This is a genomic window from Psychrobacillus sp. INOP01 (assembly GCF_018140925.1).
Classification (GTDB): Bacteria; Bacillota; Bacilli; order Bacillales_A; family Planococcaceae; genus Psychrobacillus.
Map to the genome: position 1 here is coordinate 231,217 of NZ_CP073315.1, position 20,014 is coordinate 251,230.

The 20,014-nt window shown below is 34.3% G+C and carries 20 protein-coding genes and 1 other annotated feature; of the genes, 2 read left to right on the top strand and 18 right to left on the bottom strand.

Annotated elements, in window-relative coordinates:
- Window positions 1–85 precede the first annotated feature (85 nt).
- The 7 genes from KD050_RS01245 to KD050_RS01275 form a co-directional block, all read right to left on the bottom strand.
- Window positions 86–394: a hypothetical protein gene (locus KD050_RS01245; protein WP_211894471.1), complete on the bottom strand. Its 309-nt coding sequence runs from the start codon at window positions 392–394 to the stop codon at window positions 86–88.
- A gap of 194 nt (window positions 395–588) precedes the next feature.
- A complete protein-coding gene (locus tag KD050_RS01250; protein WP_211894472.1) occupies window positions 589–936 on the bottom strand; it encodes a VOC family protein in 348 nt (115 codons plus the stop codon).
- A gap of 70 nt (window positions 937–1,006) precedes the next feature.
- Window positions 1,007–1,453, bottom strand: a complete 447-nt coding sequence (locus KD050_RS01255) for a GyrI-like domain-containing protein (protein WP_211894473.1) — start codon at window positions 1,451–1,453, stop codon at window positions 1,007–1,009.
- 317 nt (window positions 1,454–1,770) lie between these two features.
- Entirely contained in the window at window positions 1,771–2,247 is a 477-nt protein-coding gene (locus tag KD050_RS01260) for a hypothetical protein (RefSeq protein WP_211894474.1), read from the bottom strand.
- 519 nt (window positions 2,248–2,766) lie between these two features.
- Window positions 2,767–3,336 (bottom strand): histidine phosphatase family protein, encoded by a 570-nt coding sequence (locus tag KD050_RS01265; RefSeq protein ID WP_211894475.1) that lies wholly within the window; start codon window positions 3,334–3,336, stop codon window positions 2,767–2,769.
- Window positions 3,337–3,624: 288 nt separating this feature from the next.
- Complete coding sequence (gene argS / locus KD050_RS01270; protein ID WP_211894476.1) at window positions 3,625–5,304, bottom strand: arginine--tRNA ligase; 1,680 nt, start codon at window positions 5,302–5,304, stop codon at window positions 3,625–3,627.
- Between the two features lie 35 nt (window positions 5,305–5,339).
- Window positions 5,340–5,558: a binding site (T-box leader), on the bottom strand.
- 49 nt (window positions 5,559–5,607) lie between these two features.
- Complete coding sequence (locus tag KD050_RS01275; protein WP_211894477.1) at window positions 5,608–6,144, bottom strand: GNAT family N-acetyltransferase; 537 nt, start codon at window positions 6,142–6,144, stop codon at window positions 5,608–5,610.
- A gap of 113 nt (window positions 6,145–6,257) precedes the next feature.
- On the opposite strand from KD050_RS01275, the gene KD050_RS01280 reads away from it, so the two are divergent.
- Window positions 6,258–6,488, top strand: a complete 231-nt coding sequence (locus tag KD050_RS01280) for a hypothetical protein (protein ID WP_211894478.1) — start codon at window positions 6,258–6,260, stop codon at window positions 6,486–6,488.
- 28 nt (window positions 6,489–6,516) lie between these two features.
- On the opposite strand, the gene KD050_RS01285 is transcribed toward KD050_RS01280, so the two are convergent.
- The 3 genes from KD050_RS01285 to KD050_RS01295 form a co-directional block, all read right to left on the bottom strand.
- A complete protein-coding gene (locus tag KD050_RS01285) occupies window positions 6,517–7,545 on the bottom strand; it encodes an ABC transporter permease (protein ID WP_211894479.1) in 1,029 nt (342 codons plus the stop codon).
- Window positions 7,542–8,381, bottom strand: a complete 840-nt coding sequence (locus KD050_RS01290; RefSeq protein WP_211894480.1) for an ABC transporter permease family protein — start codon at window positions 8,379–8,381, stop codon at window positions 7,542–7,544. The genes KD050_RS01285 and KD050_RS01290 overlap by 4 nt, the downstream gene beginning before the upstream one ends.
- 380 nt (window positions 8,382–8,761) lie before the next feature.
- Window positions 8,762–9,559 carry a class I SAM-dependent methyltransferase gene (locus KD050_RS01295; protein WP_211894481.1) on the bottom strand — a complete coding sequence of 266 codons (798 nt, stop codon included), beginning with the start codon at window positions 9,557–9,559 and terminating at the stop codon, window positions 8,762–8,764.
- A 442-nt stretch (window positions 9,560–10,001) separates the two neighbouring features.
- Between KD050_RS01295 and KD050_RS01300 the strand changes: the two genes are divergently transcribed.
- Complete coding sequence (locus tag KD050_RS01300) at window positions 10,002–10,583, top strand: YitT family protein (protein WP_211894482.1); 582 nt, start codon at window positions 10,002–10,004, stop codon at window positions 10,581–10,583.
- Window positions 10,584–10,624: 41 nt separating this feature from the next.
- On the opposite strand, the gene KD050_RS01305 is transcribed toward KD050_RS01300, so the two are convergent.
- The 8 genes from KD050_RS01305 to KD050_RS01340 all read right to left on the bottom strand — a co-directional run bounded on the left by KD050_RS01305 (window position 10,625) and on the right by KD050_RS01340 (window position 20,013).
- Window positions 10,625–11,722, bottom strand: a complete 1,098-nt coding sequence (locus KD050_RS01305) for an ABC transporter ATP-binding protein (protein WP_211894483.1) — start codon at window positions 11,720–11,722, stop codon at window positions 10,625–10,627.
- 120 nt (window positions 11,723–11,842) lie between these two features.
- The gene (locus KD050_RS01310) at window positions 11,843–12,733 is read right to left on the bottom strand and encodes a PucR family transcriptional regulator (protein ID WP_211894484.1); all 891 of its coding nucleotides are present in this window, start codon (window positions 12,731–12,733) and stop codon (window positions 11,843–11,845) included.
- A gap of 64 nt (window positions 12,734–12,797) precedes the next feature.
- Window positions 12,798–13,991, bottom strand: coding sequence for an N-acetylglucosamine-6-phosphate deacetylase (gene nagA, locus KD050_RS01315; RefSeq protein ID WP_211894485.1), 1,194 nt, complete (start codon window positions 13,989–13,991; stop codon window positions 12,798–12,800).
- 59 nt (window positions 13,992–14,050) lie between these two features.
- A complete protein-coding gene (locus KD050_RS01320) occupies window positions 14,051–14,983 on the bottom strand; it encodes a hexose kinase (protein WP_211894486.1) in 933 nt (310 codons plus the stop codon).
- A gap of 84 nt (window positions 14,984–15,067) precedes the next feature.
- Window positions 15,068–15,925 (bottom strand): tagatose-bisphosphate aldolase subunit GatY, encoded by an 858-nt coding sequence (locus tag KD050_RS01325; protein WP_211894487.1) that lies wholly within the window; start codon window positions 15,923–15,925, stop codon window positions 15,068–15,070.
- A gap of 54 nt (window positions 15,926–15,979) precedes the next feature.
- Entirely contained in the window at window positions 15,980–17,155 is a 1,176-nt protein-coding gene (locus KD050_RS01330) for an SIS domain-containing protein (protein WP_211894488.1), read from the bottom strand.
- 13 nt (window positions 17,156–17,168) lie between these two features.
- Window positions 17,169–18,161, bottom strand: coding sequence for a LacI family DNA-binding transcriptional regulator (locus tag KD050_RS01335; protein ID WP_211894489.1), 993 nt, complete (start codon window positions 18,159–18,161; stop codon window positions 17,169–17,171).
- A gap of 109 nt (window positions 18,162–18,270) precedes the next feature.
- Entirely contained in the window at window positions 18,271–20,013 is a 1,743-nt protein-coding gene (locus KD050_RS01340) for a glycoside hydrolase family 35 protein (RefSeq protein WP_211894490.1), read from the bottom strand.
- Window position 20,014: the final 1 nt, after the last annotated feature.

Below are 20,014 nucleotides of genomic sequence, written 5' to 3' on the forward strand. Positions count from 1 at the left end.
AGATGGTCAAGATTAGCTAAAGAACCCTATAGTTTAAGTGAATCTTATCATATTTTCAAAAGCTTATTAGTATAAAACTATACCCTTATTCTGCCTCAGCTCCATTTGAATACAGTTCTTTATCTACTTGTATCCATGCTTTCAAACCACTTCTTTCTGGGTATGATTCCATATAAAGCTTGTTCTCTTCTAATAACTCAATACCCTTTGCTGTTAAACGAGCAGTATTTAAAGAAAACCTCTCATTCACTCTCAATACTTTTTCGACATATCCTTTTTGCTCAAGGAAAAAGATAAAGTTCTCAAACTCTCTTTGAGTTAATCCATAATCAGATGCACTGGGGGTGAACGCTTTCTCGTTTATTTCTTTTAAAACACTATAACCTACCCTCAACTATATAAGCCCCTTATAACTATAATTTTAATAAAAGCGTTAAGCCTTCTTAAGTAAACGCACCACGTTAGTTTTTTTAAAAGTAGAAATTTCTTATTTCACTAACCTGCTGCTTTAGTTGAATATATAAAAAATGCTTTACTCCTTCTTGAAGTAAAGCACCCGTTTGCTTAATAGCAAATGATTACAACCCTCTATTTTTCCCAAAGCTCGACCAGTCGACCTTCAGGATCTTTAATCCAAATAAACTTACCAAATTCACTAATCTCTTTTTCCTTTACAAGAGGTACACCAATCTGTTCAAGATGCTTAATAGTCTCGTCTATATTATTTACTTGGAAATTTAACATCACTTGTTGTTCTGTTGGAAAATAACTGTCATTCTCGGTAAAGAAAGAAAAGATAGTCTCATTTCCTGATTGGGGTTTAATCACCGTCCCATTCCATTTATCTATTTCAATCATCAACACTTCACTGTACCATTTTTTTATAACTTCAAGATTCTTAGTTCTCCAAAATATTCCTCCAAAACCTTTTATCATGTATCTAACTCCTGTCTGTCTTTAATTTTTTGTTATTTTAAGTTCCCACTTCAACTATAATGCGATGTTATTAAGGATGAATTGGTAAGTAAATCTCTACTTCTTCCTGACTATTTTCTATTGGATGATAGGTCTCAACAATATGAGATACTAAATCCCTTTTATACCCCTGATCAGCTGCCCATATTAATAATTGGTTATGTACGTTATCGATATTAATTATTTTTCCCCTAGCCATAACATAGGGTTGAGCAATTTCGATATAATCCATCCCCACCGGAACTTCTTTTACAGACTCATTAACAATTACTCCTACATAATAGTGACCTTCCAGGTGGTTAGTATCTCTTTTAGGTTCGAAAAGAGCTATTTCAATACTCGAATGATTTTCAACTTCATCTAAACGAGTTAGAAATTGCTTGGCAAGTTTGGGAACTTCGGTACCAAAATTAACAAAAGCTCCACTGCCTTTTACGCCTACAACTTTAAAAATTTTATTAACCTTCTTAAGATCCATCATTATCCCCCCAAAGACTTTTATAACCACTTATATTCCAATTCTCTTTTAACTACTTGAATTCCTTCTTATGCAATTTATTTATTGAACTAACTTGCTTTGTTAGCTCAATAAATAAAAACGCTTCTCCTTCTGGAAGAAACGCCTATTTCTATACATAGTGTAATCAATAATCTCTAAATGGAAATGGATTCGCAGATTTAAAAAATTGTGGGAATAGTCCTTGATTACCTCTCTTCAAACAGGTTTAGTTTATTTCAATTCCCTAACTTTTTTTCAGTTTTGGTTAAGAATTTTTCCAACGCTTCACTGCTATTTTAATTAGTTAGTGTCAAATAGTAGTATTTTGCATCTTGTAATAAACTACTCAAATCAAATGATGCTTTGAAGGCTATATATATTGCAATTCCTGTTAATATAGATATAATTACACCGCCATCTTTAAGCATTTTTCTATTTTTCTTATATAGGACAAGTGTTGTTATAATAACAATTAATAAGTATGATACCGATGTAATTAGTTTTGCTAATACCAATTTACTATCATTTACAGCATGCATGTAATTTACTAAATCGTCTTTATTGGCAGCACTCTCTTCGATAATAGATATATCTCCTTTGTAGCCAACCTTCCAAGAAAGTTTATTTTTTTCTTTTGTTACGGTGTACTCATAACCCAAAGTTTTTCCATCACCTATAACCCCTAAATATTCCTGTGTATCTTCTTCACTTTGGGAACAAGCAGATAAGATTAAAATAAAACAAAATGACATTAGTAGAATACATTTTTTCATTTAAACTCCCTCCCATCTTTTGGTGAATTCTACATAAATCCATATATAAATCCTGCCCGATTAGTGAGAAAGGATCTTCACTTATTGTAGAAACGCACTCGCTAGCTTAACAAAATTACTTGTTTATTTTTCTCCAAATCAATGCTGCAATAAGAAGTACAATCCCGATATATCCCCCCATAATTTGGTCTAATCAGTTCTAAAGTTCGGAAGGTAAAGTTACTCCCAAAATAACTAGTATCGTAACTGCTAATTGAATAAGATATGTATTGATTTTCGTCATTTTTACTTCTTGTATAACTCCCTCTTCTTCGGCTAAATTGCTTTGTTTGTTGAAGAAAAGTTTTCTGTTACCCTCAACCTTAAAGAGAGTTATATCATATATGTTTATTACCTTTAACTTTTATACGATCAAAAAGAAAATAAGTTACATTTATTAACAAAATCCATTCCTGCTTATTGAACTAAATTGCTGCGTACGTAAAAAAGCGTCTCGGCTTTAAGCAGAAACGCCCCTCTTTAGTTCAACAAGGAATATGTAGTACAACTCCAATGTCTTGCACCTGTTTTTCTTTTGCCTTTCCAACCCATTTTCTGCAATTCATTGGCGATTAACATATTAAAAAAACCATGACCAACTAAAACTACTGATTTATGTTCATTTGTGTAACTAATTAATTGTTGTGAAGCCTTTTTTGCCCTCAATTTCGCCTGCTTTAAAGACTCGCATTTATTAGAATAACCACTAAACCATAGAAGTCTTAAAATTACTGCCCAGTTATTTGGCTTTAACTTTATATTAAAAAATATTGTTGGATTAGCAGGTAACTCTGTTTCTCGAAATAAAGGGTCGGAAATTGTTTTTGTTTTAGGATTTAATAAGCCCGCTGAGACAATAGACCTTTTTAAATCACTCGTAACTACAAGCTTTGCAGTTGCTACTTTTTCAATTGTGACTTTAGGATATGTTGATTCTTCAAACACCCCGTTAAAGTCATATTTTTCAACCCACTTCTTAAACTCTGCAAAAGTTATTTTATCATTTTCTGTCAATTGTGATTTACCATGTCTTATTAATGAAATCTCCATTATGAACTCCTTAATTAACTGTGATTTCTAAAACAAATAACTTATTAATTTCTATAAATTAGTTATAAAACCTTATACTACTAGCATGCTATTTTAGTTTAAGTTTATTTCTTCACACTCTAACAGCGATTTTAACATAAATATCCAATAAAAATCACTTCTACGAAAAACTAGAGAAGTGATTTTTATCCAGCAACTTGTTGAAATATATTAACAAAACTACAATCTATCTCAATATCAATTATGGTGTATATTATAAATGTGTATAAAGAGCTTATAACTCCAGCATTACATTTTCTCGGGAGCTGGTACACCTAAAAGACGTAAGGATTCCTTCAATACAACAGATACCGAAAATGCTAATGTTAACTTAGAAGAAGTCTTTCCATCATCGGCTAAAATTTTTGTATTAGCATAATATTTATTGAACTGGCGCGCAAGCAGTAAACTAAACTTCGCAATTTGAGATGGGTCCGCATGATTAAATGCTTTTTCTACAATACGCGGGAAATCCTCGAGTAGCTGGATAATAGGCCACGCTTCAACTCCATTAGAAGAAAAAGTGAATGCTTCAGCATCGAAGTTACCTTTTTGGAGTAACGAACAAATTCTAGCGATCGTATATTGTACGTAAGGTCCTGTTTCTCCTTCAAAATTAAGCATTTGTTCCAACGAAAACTCAATATCATTCATTCGATCGTTTTTTAAATCATTGAAAATAACTGCTCCTACTCCAACTTGCTTTGCGATTTCCTCTTTATGTTCTAATGTTGGATTTTTCTCAATTATATTATGCTTTGCGGTTTTAATAGCATCAGCTATCACGTCCGCAAGCAATATGACTTTACCTTTGCGCGTAGACATTTTTTTACCGTCTTTGAGCATCATCCCAAACGGTACATGTTCTAGCTGTTTAGACCATTCATACCCCATTTTTTGAAGAACCGAAAATAGTTGCTTAAAATGTAGTGTTTGTTCATTTCCCACAACATAAAAGGTTTTACTCGCATTATATGTTTGATGACGATACATTGCTGCTGCTAGATCGCGTGTAGCATAAAGGGTAGCCCCATCTTTTTTAGTAATAAGACTTGGCGGCATATCTTCGAGTTCTACTACAAAAGCACCGTCAGACTCAATTAACAATCCCTTCTCTTTTAAATCGTCGACCACTTTAGTCATTTTATCGTTATAAAAAGCCTCCCCAGCATACGAATCAAAGTTAACACCCAAAAGTTCATAGATTAATTGGAATTCCTTTAAAGATGCCTCTTTGAACCAATTCCATAAGGATAGTGCCTCCTCATCGCCTTCTTCGAGCGATTTAAAAGCTGCACGAGCTTGTTCATTTAAAGAGTTATCTTTTTCTGCAATGTCATGAAAATGCACGTAAATCTTTAATAACTCTTCAATTGGCGCTGCAAGGATTTTCTCCTTGTTTCCCCATAATTTATAAGCAACTATAAGCTTGCCAAATTGTGTACCCCAATCCCCTAGATGATTAATGCGTATAGCTTCATACCCATTCTTCTCCGAAATATTAGCTAGCGCATTTCCAATTACTGTTGAACGTAAATGTCCCATTGAAAAAGGCTTTGCAATATTCGGTGAGGAAAAATCAATCACAATTTTTTTATGCGTAATACTTTTACTTCCATACTGCTGTTGATCCGACGTTATAGATTGTAAAACTTGGTTTGTAACTAACGTCCGATTGAAGAAAATATTCACATACCCACCAATGACTTGAACATTTGCTATTAAATTATCCAGTAGCTTCGTACTCAACTCTAACGCTATTTGTTGCGGTGCTTTACGTAATTTCTTGGCTAACGTAAAACATGGAAATGCAATATCTCCTAATTCCATCTGCTTAGGCTTTTCTAGTAACTGCTCTACTTGATCAACAGTCCATTCATTTTCTAAAGCATTTGAAATGACATATGCGATTTGATTTGTCAGGTTCATGATTTCTCCTCCAATATAAAAAGCCCTCGTCTCTTATAAGAGACGAGAGCTAAAATTCCCGTGGTACCACTCTAGTTGCCACAATTGTGACCGCTTTTACGTTCGTAACGAGGTGTCTTCCCCGATTTTCCCTACTAGACGTTCAGGATATTTCTCCAAAGTGCGCTTCATCGACCCTTCGTGTATTAGGCTCCCACCACCCCTAACTCGCTTTCCAGCCTCGTATCGATTACTCTCTTCTTCAACGAATTTATCATATAACGATTTTACATATCGTACAAAAAATTCAGGGTGGTGTCAATATCAAATATCCCCTTTTAAAATGGAATACATATACAAATCATCAAATTTCCCGCAAGTATATTCATAGTGTCTTAGTAGTCCCTCTCTTTTAAACCCTTGCTTCTCCACTAACTTTTGTGAAGGGATATTAGCAGGTTCTATTAAAGCTTCGATTCGTTCCAAAGAATAATTATCAAACCCAAACTTAATAACTGCTTCCAAGGCTTCACCTGCAATTCCTTTTCCCCAATATTCTTTGCTTAATTCGAAACCAACCTCAGTGCGGAAATTCTTTGTACTCCTATTAAGAAATCCACAGCTTCCAATAACCTTTCCAGAATCTTTTAGTGTAATTCCCCATCTAATTCCTGAGCCATCTTCTTGAATAGACTGATACCAACCGATTTCATCCAATGCGTCTTCTACAGATTGAAAAGGTTCTAGTCCCATATGTTTTACGACATCCTTGTCTGACAAATAGCGTAACATGTCAGATGCATCTTCGTTTGTAACTTCTCTTAATAATAATCTTGATGTTTCAATAATTGGCATAGTCATTGTTAAAACCTCGATTCATCTGTTAAATAAATTTACATAGCAAAATTGAAAAACCCAAACCTCGAATAGAACAACCTCTCCTTTGTCATATTAACTACAAAGGAGATGATATAATGCCACGAAGAAGTGACAATCAAAATGTGAATTCGACTCCGCATTTTGATGGTGATAAAGAAAATATTATAAATAACCCTACCTCAACTGCTGGGGCAAAGATCGGTATTCAGTTTGAAACAAAAGAGGAGTTTGGACAGGAAGGAAATCCATATAATTATCTCCCAAACCCTGATAAAGAAATGAAAGCATTCACGAAACTAACAAAAGGAAAAAAAGTAGATAAATAATTAGTAAACAAAAACTACAGAGTCCTCTCTATAGTTTTTGTTTTTCTTTATACAGTAACTGCATTTTTTCTTTTAATTGTTGTTGGTTCCATTCAACTGTTCTATCAGAGACAAATGAAACTTTCCTGCGCTTTGGTATTTTCACCTGACCGCTTACTGCTCTTGTATAACCTTCTATCATCGCAGCAATTGCTAAAATGACCAAGGCAAAGCAAATAGCTGGACCAAGTGGTAGCCATGGAACTCCCTGCAAATATCGGAAGGATGACCCAAATAGACCTGCCCATTCATACGCAATCGATTTTGGGGGATCACCCATCATTGGATCATAACTGACATCTGTCCCTCCGATATACAGTTGTAAAAGCCCTAAATGAGTGAAGACAACTAATGTTTCCACGACTTGTTGACCGTATAGGACGAATAGTTTTTCTCGCATCATTGGGAATAGATGTCTTGTAATAATTCGAAACTTTGTTGCACCAAGAGTTCTCGAGGCAAGGATATATTCTTGCTGATATAATAAGTTAGCTTCATTTCCAATAAGAGAAGCAACAATCGGAACCGTAATAATGGCCATTAATACAACTTGGATAACAATACGCTCCCAGACAGTTGTGGAGAATCCTTCCATCGGCTCCCATAACACAGGATAGAGCATTAAAAAGGAAAAAATAGACATCGGTACATAATGAAGAGGATCAATGAAACTATTAATCATGCTACGACGTTTTTGCCAATATGTCCCGATTGCAAATCCCAAGGGCACGGCTATTAGCATACGTACTGCAGCGACCCCCATAGCTGAAATAATCGTATATTTTGCACCGAGCATAATTTTAGCGAACATATCATAGCCATATTGATCGGTACCTAGCGGATGCATCCAGCTTGGCGAAAGCGGTGCTGCCTCGATAACTCGCCCTTTTTCCATTATAAAATAGGTTTGCTTAGGATCTGGACCATTTATCCATTCAAATACAAAGCTTCCGATAAGAAAGAAAGCTATTATGAGAAAACCAAATACAAAATAGGGTTGCTTCCATAGTAATTTCATAAAGCAGCACCTCCACGGCTTGTCCGACGTAAAAAGTACCACTCAAAAAAGCTATATATTATGAACACTGGTATGAAAAAGCTACAAACAGTTATTAAAAATAACTCTCCAGACATATGCTCGCTTAAGTGGAACATAATCCCTGGCATATTGAACATTCGCTCTAGGATGAATAAATTTGACAGCATAAACCACATCGTTTTTTTAGATTGAAAGAAAATACTAATGATAGCATTACGAAAAATATGTATAAGTAAAATGATTACTTTATTAAATCCAAGAGATCTAGCGAGCTCCACATACAATTTTCTTTCTTCCGCTTCAAACGTCAGCATACTTAAGCGGTAAAGCTGAACCATTGGCAATATCATTAGACAAAAAACTGGAAGGAGGTAGATTTTTTCTCCACCAGTAGATGCGATTCGCATAAAAACGCCCGTATGTCTATGGATAATGATAACTAATAATTGGATAAGTAAAATAACAAGAATATCAGGTACCGATTCCAAAAAGAAAAACAATGTTTTGATGCGTTGTCGTGCACGTTCTTTAAATAACATCGTTATTACTGTGAATGATAGAGCGAAAACAACTGCAACAAGAAGTGCTAGAAATAATATTTCTAGAGAATAAAATATATACTCTCCGATATTACTACTATAATATGTATCTAGGAAATGATTCAAAGGAAAAATTATGAGTAAATGTTCCCCATATTCTCTCCACCAAAACTCTCCTTTTTGAAAACCATTAATAAGAATTGGCAATCCACTAATTAGCAGAATACCGATGAATGCAACAACTAACTGTAGCACCCACTGCATAAAACGTTTCACAAAAAATCCCCCTGCTGACTGAAAGTTATGATGAAATTATCATAACATAATGAAAATAAAAAACAGAGAATTTTTTGTAAATTCAAATAGAAATTGGAAAAAGGGTAGGGAAAACTTGAATATAAAATCGTTCGATACTTTTCTTTTTGACCAAATTAATGTTATTGATCGATTGGGAGTAGATAAGTTAAGATTGAGAACTGCGCATGCTAAGCGATAAAATTATATTTCTATGAGTCTTTATTGTTGTGCAAATTTATAGATTTTAAGTGTTTTTTAAATTTCATAGAAATCGATTTTATATATTGGACATAATAATAGACCATCGAAATGACTGTTGTGTTTAACTAAAACACGAGATTAGTTAAACAAGATACTCTTTATATGTTTTTTAGAGCAAGTTTAACCGATGTTTTTATTTGCTCTTTGAACACACCATTTTTATCAATAGCTAATAATTCCTCTTTTAAATGTTTTTCAAATAAATCGACATTTTCTCCTAGAAACTGTTTAGCACCAAAAGAAGTCGAATAGTGATTTCCGATTATAGCATCCAGTGTCCATTTGTGCTCATACGAAGGTATTTGATAAACCTCTAGGTCAAACTTTGAACTTGATATAATTTCCTGATGGCTGACTGTTGGATGACAGTAAGTAGTATTCCCTGCTCTCCTTTCATCCCCATACCAATGTTTTACAACTTCTTGAACTGTCTGTTGCCATGGCAGAAGTGCTTCATTAGGAGAGTAATTATCTATAATAGCTATTCCTCCACCAACAGCAACCATTTCATATAAACTTTCAAGAACCCGTGGTCTATCCATCCAGTGAAATGCCTTTGCAATAGTCACCAATCTAAAAGTTGTTTTGGTATTTCGTTTATATTCTTCAATATCACCAATAAACCACTCTGTATTTTCAACTCTAATTTCTTTACTAATTCTTTCAGCCTCCTGAATCATCTCTGGCTCTGTATCCAACCCTACTATTTTTTCAAACCAATCAGAGAACCTTAATGACAAACGCCCATCACCGCAGCCCAAATCCAGCATGTTATCGTTCCCATCTAAAGAAAACTTATTTCTTAAATATCTGATTAAAGTAGCAGAATATAATGGTCTATATCGTGAATAATACCAAGCTGTGCCTTTAAATAAATCGTCACCATAATCTTTCATTGAATAATCCCCCTCATTTTAACCTTCGAATCTTCTTAAGCAACCATTTAAATGTTACATTTCAAATTATATCGTTATTACGGATTGGCTAATTAAAAAAAAATAAATCTGAACTAGGCTTTTATGAAAGTATTGGTGGAAAAGAATACATTCATAGGACTAGTATGTTTAGGGAATCGGAGTAGAAGATGTTGACTATGGCTTAGCTTTATATTCGCTTTACTTGCTTTAGTAACCCCAAGTAAAAGCTCCAGTGTAAAAATAGTAAAACAATTAATTTATTTTAAAATCCTTTATTTGAACTAACCTATAGCGTTAGGTAGGGATATAACTACGTTTTACAATAATTCAACTTTTTCCTTTAACATGGCATTATTTTTTTACATTTTCACTTCCTTTTTTTCATAGTCTATTAACATGGATGTCCTTGGGAGTTGAAAAGATGTATTGGATGAAAAAAGGCTTGGTTATACTAGTTGGTAGTATTTTTATAGCATTAGGTATTAATCTTTTTTTGATACCTTATAAGGTATTAGACGGTGGGATTATCGGCATAGCACTAATATTAAATTATCTTTGGGCTTTAAAGCCTGGGTTAATGATTATTCTTTTTAGTATCCCAATCTTTATCGTCGCATGGTTCAATTATCGGGAATATTTTTATAATAGTTTACATGGGATGATCATCTCCTCCTTTCTAATTGATTTATTTCAGCCATTGGTAAGATTCATACATATTGGTTCGATTTACAGCTCTATTTCAGGCGGAATTTTTGTTGGTGTTGGTATTGGTTTGATGCTGAGGTTTAAGACAAGTACTGGAGGAACAGATTTAGTCGCTCAATTACTTAGTGATAAAACGGGTATTAATGTAGGTATACTTATCTTTATTATTGACTCTATAGTTGTGTTATGTGGAGGGTTATTATTGTCTGCTGATACGCTACTCCTATCGATTATTACTATCTTTTTTGTGGGAGTCACAACAAGCTTGATCACGAGAAATGTTCCCCAGGTTGAATGATAAAAACCGCTAAGGAATTTAATCCCTTTAGCGGCTTGTTTCTATTTAATGCGTTGTTCCGTTTCCTTATCAAAGAAATGTGCTTTACTAAGATCAAATGCTAAGTCAATTGTATCCCCTGCTGAAATATTGAAACGCGAGTCAACTCGAGCAACGAAGTTTTGATTGTTCACTTGCGAATAAAGAATAATTTCTGCACCCATTAACTCAGCAACTTCTACAGATGCACTCACTTTCGTTTCAGGAGAGAAGTCTAGGAAAACTTGCTCGTCATTAATATCCTCTGGACGAATACCAAGAATGACATCTTTTCCGTCATACCCACGTTCTTTAAGAATTTTAAGTCTGCCATCAGGAACAAGTAACTTTACATCATCCATCACAAAATAATTGCCAACCAATTTACCATTTAAGAAATTCATCGCTGGAGATCCAATAAATCCACCAACAAATACATTATCTGGCTCGTCATATACCTCTTTTGGCGCACCAACCTGTTGAATGACCCCGTCTTTCATAACTACTAATCTCGTAGCCATTGTCATTGCCTCTGTTTGGTCATGCGTTACATAGATAGTTGTAGTTTGCAGACGGCTATGTAGCTTTTGAATTTCTGCGCGCATTTGCACACGAAGCTTTGCATCTAAGTTAGATAGTGGTTCATCCATTAAGAAAACCTCAGCATCACGTACGATTGCTCTACCAAGTGCTACACGCTGACGTTGACCACCAGAAAGAGCTTTTGGCTTACGATTCAATAGGCTCTCCAGCCCTAAAATTTTTGCAGCATTATCTACACGTTTTTTAATCTCATCTTTTTTAAATTTACGAAGCTTCAGTCCAAAAGCCATATTATTATAAACGTCCATATGTGGATATAGCGCGTAGTTTTGGAAAACCATTGCAATATTACGATCTTTTGGAGGAACATCGTTTACTCGCTTATCACCGATAAACAAATCCCCTGAAGAAATCTCCTCTAATCCAGCAATCATACGTAATGTCGTCGATTTACCACAACCAGATGGACCAACCAATACTAAAAATTCTTTATCTCTTATTTCTAAATTAAAGTCTTCTACAGAAACTACGTTATTGTCATATACCTTTTTAATATTTACTAATTTAAGTTCAGCCATCCTATTTCCCCCTTGAATTGAAAGTGCTTTCATTACTAATAGAATACTATATTTTAAATTTTCAAGAAATGGGAATAGTGCACAAAGATGAAGAAAAATTTAGTGTATGTTTACCAAAAATCATTTTCTAGCTATTAATGCCAAGGATACCGTCATTGCATCATGGAATTGGCGAATATCTATCCCGGTCTTATCAAAAAAACGCTCCAATCGATATTGTAGACTGTTGCGGTGCAGATGGAGTACTTTAGCTGTCTCTGAAAGATTTAAGTTACACTTGAAAAAAGTCTCAAACATTTTAATCGTCTCTTCGTCGTGTATGTACTCTTGCAATATAGTTTTAGAAATATCCAATCGTAATTCAGCCTCGGTCTGCTTTGTTAGTATAAATGGTATAGCTTCCACATACGTCACTACTGATTTGTTCGTATAAAGGAAAACGCGTTTGGCCACATTGGTCAATGAATTATAGTGAAGTGTAATATCCGCTATATCCTTTTTGTATGGTCCTACAAAAAAGTTAATTTTCACATATAAATCACTCATTAAAATATCGATTATCTGCTCAAATGAAATACTTTCCTCTTCCAGCATTTGTTGCTCTATGATAAACCCTTCGTGCTCGCTCTCCCATAAAATAGGTACTTGCTTATCAAAAAGTGCCTCTATGGCATCCTTAAACAAAACGGGTTCTATTTGATTTTTATTGAACGAAAAATAAACGAACCGAAAAGGATTACTTGGTTTCCAATCCTTCTCTTCGATTAACTCAGCAGAAAAAATAATCTTCCTCCAGTTTTTTTCTGCTTCTGTTGGTGTCGGGAACTGCACATTATATGGAGATAGAAAAGTAGTTAATAACGAGATATCCTTTGAAGTTAATTCGTCATTACGAATACCAATAATCTCATCTTTGCCAGTTGCAAACCATTTATAATCTATGCTTAAATCATCGGAACCGTCTTTATATACTATTAGTGTAGAGAATATTTCTTTTAATTGGTCAATCATTGACACACCTCTTTTATTCTAGCTAATGCTTGAATTTACTAGCTAGAAGACTTCTTAAACTATATCATATAAAAGCACCACTACGCTCATATGCAATAGCGCCTCTACAAATCGTTAAATCAACCTCACCCTTTTGACCTATGACAACAATATCAGCATCTTTACCAACACTTATAGATCCTTTGTGACTTAATATGTCTAGACGTTTTGCTTGGTTTGTGGAAGTAATTAGTATTTGTTCATGTATAGACAAATCTAGCCACTTTTCAAGGTTCAATCTAGCATTGTTCATTGTCAATATACTTCCAGCTAAAGAATCATGAGAGATTAATGAACATTTTCCATCGCGTACAGATACTCGCTGACCACCTAAATCATATTCCCCATCCGGCATACCTTTAGCTCGCATACCGTCAGTGATTACGATTACTTTTTCAAGCGTTTTCATTTTTACGATAAGTTTTAGTAAATCAGGGTGAAAATGTATACCATCAGGAATAATTTCAACATAAACATCGTCATGGAGAATAGCTGCTCCAACTACTCCTGGATCTCTATGATGGAAACTTTTCATACCATTAAACAAATGCGTTGCATGGGTAACCCCATGATTAATAGCACTAATTGCTTCATCGTACGAAGCATTTGTATGACCCATCGACGGAATTACTTTCAACAATTTCAGTCCAGTTAGAAGTTCAAAGCCGTCGTCTAATTCAGGTGAATATGTAATAATTTTGATAGCATTACCCGATAGTCTCTGCCATTGTTTAAAAAGAGCAGTATTTGGCGAAATAATAGAATTTTCTGGTTGTGCTCCTTTCTGTTCTTTATTTATAAAAGGTCCCTCTAAATGAATACCAATCATTTCTGGAGCACCTGGCTCATTACTTTTTACTCTATATTCTGCTAGACTTTTTAAGGTATCATTTATTTGTTGGATTGGATTAGTCATAGTCGTGGCTAAGAAAGAGGTGACCCCTTCCTTCGCTAAAGCAAGCCCAATTCCATCAAAAGCTTCATGCTTCCCATCCATAAAGTCAAATCCTGCAGCACCATGAACATGAATATCAATCATTCCTGGAATCACATATTGTTTTCCGGTACAATCGAATACTTTATCTGTAGCAGATATATGTGGGTAATTTTCCATATCATCTATTAACATTATTTTTTTCTCTTTTATATGTATAAATCCTTGTCGAACTGCACTATTTTCAAGAATAATTGTAGCATTAATTAAATATAAATTTTTCAAGAATAACTTCCTCCTATAGGCATAGTCACCAACAAAACATACTTAATTCTTTTATGCACTTATTCGATTCTATCTACCTCTATCTTTTCAATAGCCCAGTCTATTTTTCCAACGTTAATATGACCAGTTTTTTCTTCCATTGCATTAAGAACCCCCATGGATAGTCCTAACTTGATTAAATTTTCATCTTCTAATCCACGAACTAAACCTGCCGCGAACCCTGCTACAACAGAATCACCAGAACCTACAGGATTAATTGCTTCAATTTTTGGTGCTTTTGCTTTGTAGAATTTCTTGCCATGTTTTGCAATCGCTCCCTCTGCACCAAGCGTAACAACAACCCATGGAATACTATTAAACAGTGGCGAGATTAATGCTTTTATTATTTGCAATTCATCAATTGACTCTTGTCCAAGTAAATCTCCCAGTTCTTCCCTATTTGGTTTTATTAAATATGGCTTGTTTTCGCTTTCTAATATTGATGTTAGGAGTTCTCCGTTCACATCCAAAATTACACGAACTTCATATTTGTTGGCAATTGCAATTAATTTTACATAAAAGTCTGTTGATAGACCTTTTGGCAAGCTACCGGATATAGTAACTACCTCAACTTGTTGCACATATTCCGTAAATTTCTCTATAAAGATTGTAGTTTCGTGTTCAGAAATTACTGGACCATTTTCCAATATTTCTGTCTGTTTTCCATCATGGATTATAGCAACACAATTTCGAGTTTCACCTGATATTTGCACAAAGGAGTCCTTAATACCGATTTCCTTAATTTGAGCACTAATAAAGCTACCCAAGAACCCCCCTAAAAAGCCTGATGCAGCAACATCTTCGTCCAGTTGATGCAATACCCTGGAAACATTCAATCCTTTTCCACCTGCAGTCTTTGAAACATCTTCAATACGATTCAAGTTATCAAGTAGAAAATGGTCAAATTTATAACTAATATCTACAGCTGGATTTGATGTTATCGTTAAAATCACTTATTAACACCTCATTTTCAATAGTAAGAATATACATATTCTGTATATACAAATGGAGTGAGAATAATCTCTCACTCCATAATATTAAGCTTTTCCATTACTCCAACACATCAATATTTTCTCTTTAACTACTTTTTTCATTGCATCTTTAGCTGGTTTCATATACTTTCTAGTATCCGTTTCATCTGGATTTTCCATTAAATACTTGCGTAATGCATCAGAAAAAGGAATCTTAAGCTCTGTTGAAATATTTACTTTTGCACAACCAAGTGAAATACATTTTCGGACGTCATCTATTGAAATACCTGAGGCACCATGTAATACAAGTGGAATATCCAACAAATCACTTATCTTTTTCAGGCGATCAAAATCCAAATTAGGCTCTGTTTCATACAAACCATGACCTGTTCCAATTGCAACCGCTAGTGAATCAATGCCTGTACGCTCAACAAATTCTTGTACAGTATTTGGATCTGTATATTCTGCATCTTTCGCTTGAACGATAAGATCATCTTCTTGACCGACTAATTTCCCTAATTCTGCTTCAACTGTAGCTCCATATTTATGTGCTTTTTCCACTACCTCTTTTGATAATGCGATATTTTCTTCAATGTTGCCGTGCGAACCATCTATCATCACAGATTTTACGCCAAGATCGAGGGATTCTATAATAGATTCAACACTCTCATGATGATCTAAATGTAGTGCAATTGGAATATCATTTTCCTTAGCGGCAACTTCAGCAATTGCTTGAATATAACTACGTCCAGAGTAACTCATTGTTCCCGGGGTTGCCGCTAGAATTATAGGAGATCTTAATTCTACTGCTGCCTCGATAACGACTTGAATTGTTTCTAAATTATGGATATTAAATGCGGGAACAGCATATCCTTCATTTCTAGCTTTAATAAGCATTTCCTTTGTGTTATGTACGTATCCCATCACTTTTCCCCCTTGTAGTCACTGATAAATAAAAGATTGAAGCTACTATAGTTCTCATTTTGAATATTCGTAGATTGTAACTCCTTGTACAACCCGACTAATAGCACCACTTGGACTTGGATTATCTGGTGTAATACCTAATAGTATGGATTTCTTTACTGCTAAAACTTGTGCGAAAATAATATACAATAATGCAAGATAAAAATCGTTTGAAAATGAATTTGCTCCATCATTTACTGAAATAACCACATCAGCCAGACTTTCAACTTCTTCATCACTTGTTTCAGTTAGTACTACAATTTTCGCGCCTAATTTTCCTGCAGCCAATTCCCGTAGAATGTCTAAATCATATTTTCTTGTATACGGATCTTGTGATATAAATATAACTACAACAGATTTATCATTCAAAAAAGACTTAGGACCATGACGAAATCCAAGTGATGACTCATGAATTGCAACGACTTGACCACCAGTGAGTTCAAGCATTTTTAAAGCAGCTTCATGTGATAATTGCGCAAGTAAACCTGATCCTAAATAGGCTATTCGATCAAAATCAAATGCAATTACGTTATCAATATAGTCACCTATTTTTTCAATTAACTGTTCTGCATTACCAATCAATTGGTTAGCTATGTTATTTGTGAAAACATCTTCCGTAAACAACGCATAGGCAGCAATAATCATACTTGTGAAACTGCTTGTCATCGCTAACGATTGATCATTCGACTTATTAGGCATTAACAATAGCAAACTATTAGCGTCACCATGAATATTTTTCGCTAATTGCCCATCTTTATTACATGTAATTACAACTTGATAAAAGTCAGTTACTAACTCTTGTCCCAATCTAACCGTTGCTACACTTTCTGGACTATTTCCAGATCGAGCAAACGACACAAGAATTGTTGGTGTATCTTTGAACAAGTAATGTGAAGGATTAGATACAATATTTGTTGTAGGTATCGATTCGAATTGAACGTTTCGTTTATTTTGTCGTGCTAACTCTGGAGCTAAAGTGTCACCAACAAATGCAGATGTACCAGCACCTGTTAAAATAACTCGAATCTTATTATGTTTTTTATAAATGGATTCTAAAAATCCTTTGAAAGTATCATTTTGTTCGGAAAAACCAGATATTAATTCATTCCATACAACTGGTTGTTGGTGAATTTCTCTTGTCGTATGTACTGCATTCATTTGTATAATTTTTTCTGTACTCAAATTAAACATTTATGCTGCCCCCTTATTTTTTTACACTGTTACGGATAATCAAACTTGTTGAAATCAATATTTTCTTTGCGATTTTTCTACCTTTTAAACGTTCTAGTAAAGTGTCAACAGCTGTTTCTCCCATAATTTCTGTATACACTCTGATTGTACTTAAAGAGGGATACATGTATTTGGAAACAGTCATATCATTTATTCCAATAATACTTACTCGATCAGGAATGGCAATGTTAGCCTCATGAAGAGCTCTTAAACTTCCAATAGCCATAACATCACTACTCATAAAAAAGGCAGTCGGTAAATCGTCTTCTAATTCTTCTATCGCTTTTTTCATTAGATTATATCCATCATCAACAGAGAAGGAACCTACATAAACAAATTTTTCATCATAAACTCCATTTTCCTTCATATATGATTGAAATGTTTTTTCACGTAAGTCTTGAATCGGTTCAGTTTGACCTTTCAGTTTCTCTCTCCCACCAATAAATCCAATTTTTCTATGATTAGTTGAAAGAAAAAAATCGATTATTTTCTTCGTTGCTTTTTCAAAATCAATGACAATGGCATCATATTTTTCTTCATTTGGACTGTAATCAACGAAAACGACCAAGGGATTAATTATTGTTAATTCCTTCACTTGCTGATCACTAAATTTACCAACAGCAATAATTCCTTTAATCTCAGCAGCCTTAATATCTTTAATATTATCGAAAAAGTATACTTCGGGATTCATGCCAATTTCTTTACAACGTTGTTCAATCCCTAGTCTTATTGACAGATAATAGAGGTCATTTAACTCCTCTTTTTCTGTATACCAATGAACAATGGCAATCTTTTGATCTACATATCTTTTAGATGTACTTTTTCGATAGGATAACTCTTCTGCTATTTCAAATATCTTTTTTTTCGTTTCATCTGCTACTGATAAGCTTGCATCATAATTAAGCACACGTGAAACAGTCGCAGAAGATACACCTGCTTTTTCTGCTATATCTTTAATTGTTGCCACTTTCAATCACCTTTTCCATTTCTATAATTACCGGATTTAGTAGATTATTCTAATATATACTATAATACAGTATTTATAGTCACAGAGCAGTGTATAAACTGCTCTTTAATTAGCCAATTTTATGGGTATCAATTAACGAAACTTCAGGAGTAATTGTTCCATGCAGTTCAAAAACTAGTATTTCATTTTGACCTTTACGTAATATTGGTCCAGGTAAAAACAATGTTTCTTGTGGACCTTTCTCCCAGTACCTTCCTATATTAAATCCATTCACGACAACAAATCCTTTTGTCCAACCAGGTAATTCCACGAAGGTATCTCCAATTTCTTCCACATTGAAGGTTCCTTTATAGAATGTAGGTCCTTTAGTCTTTTCAATGTTTGAGCTATAACCTAATAATTCTAGATTGTCCATTGGTAATGGATACATAGTCCAATCAAATAAGAACTGGTATCCAAACCTAACTCCTTCTGTTATTCCTTTAGGATCAAACATCCTTGGCCCATAATTAACACGCCCCATATTTTCTACTAAAAGGCTAATTTCTACTCCTTCTTTCGGTACCGCAAAAGAAATAGTATTATTTTTCCAACGATCAATTACCCCTTTATATTCATTGTCTACGAATACTAATGCACGATCTCGTACTTCTTGAATAGATAACTCAGCTTCTTTGTTTGGACCTTTTAAAAATGTACGATAAAGTGTATATCCATAAGCTTGGCCCAGTTTTTCCATTGTTTCGGGATTAGCTCTTTCTATTGGTTTACTGATCATTTCTAATGCATCAAATAACGGAATGGACTCAGTCATTAAAACTTTTCCATAATTCATTTTGGTTATTGGTTCTGGTAATAATAATTTCCCAATATCCTTGTACTTTGCAATTACATCACGTACTGCATAAAATTTAGGGGTGATATCACCTGCTTCACTAACTGGACAATCATAATCATAACTAGTTACCGTTGGTTGGTATTCATCTCCAAAGTTAGCTCCATTGTAGAACCCAAAATTTGTACCACCATGGAACATATAAAAGTTAACTGAATCCCCCCGTTCAAGCATTTCTTCAAATACTGTTGCAGCTTCAGCTGGGTCCCTTTTATGATGCGATTCTCCCCAATGATCAAACCATCCATTCCAGTACTCCATTACTATATTTGGGGTATTTGGAAAATACTCTTGAAGTTTAGAAAATGCTTCTACTGGTTTAGAGCCAAAATTAACGGTTGCTAAAACATTATCAACTGTGCCACCTTGCAACATTAAATCAGTTGGTCCATCAGATGTAAATAAAAGCACATTTACTCCTCTAGCTATCATTGCATCTTTTAAAAAGTTGAGATATTTTTTATCATTTCCGAAGCTACCATATTCATTTTCAATTTGCATAGCGATAATAGGTCCACCATTTGTTTGTAACAATGGCACAAGTTTTTTTATTAAAACGTCATAATAATTATCTACTTTTTCTAGATATGGCTCATAATAAGACCTCAATTTCATATTACTATCAGCTAAAAGCCATGATGGCAATCCACCAAACTCCCACTCAGCACATATATAAGGGCTTGGCCGAATAATAACGTATAACCCCACTTGCTCTGCAATCCGTATAAATTCTTCTATATTCGCAATACCTTCAAAATTGAATTTACCTTCTTTAGGTTCATGCAAATTCCACGGCACGTAAGTTTCTACACAGTTAAAACCACATGCTTTTAACTTCAATAAACGGTCTTCCCAGTATTCTGGTACAACTCTAAAATAATGAATTGCTCCAGATATGAGTTGAATCGGTTCATTATCCATGTAAAGATTTTTTCCTCTAACATTTAAATTATCCATA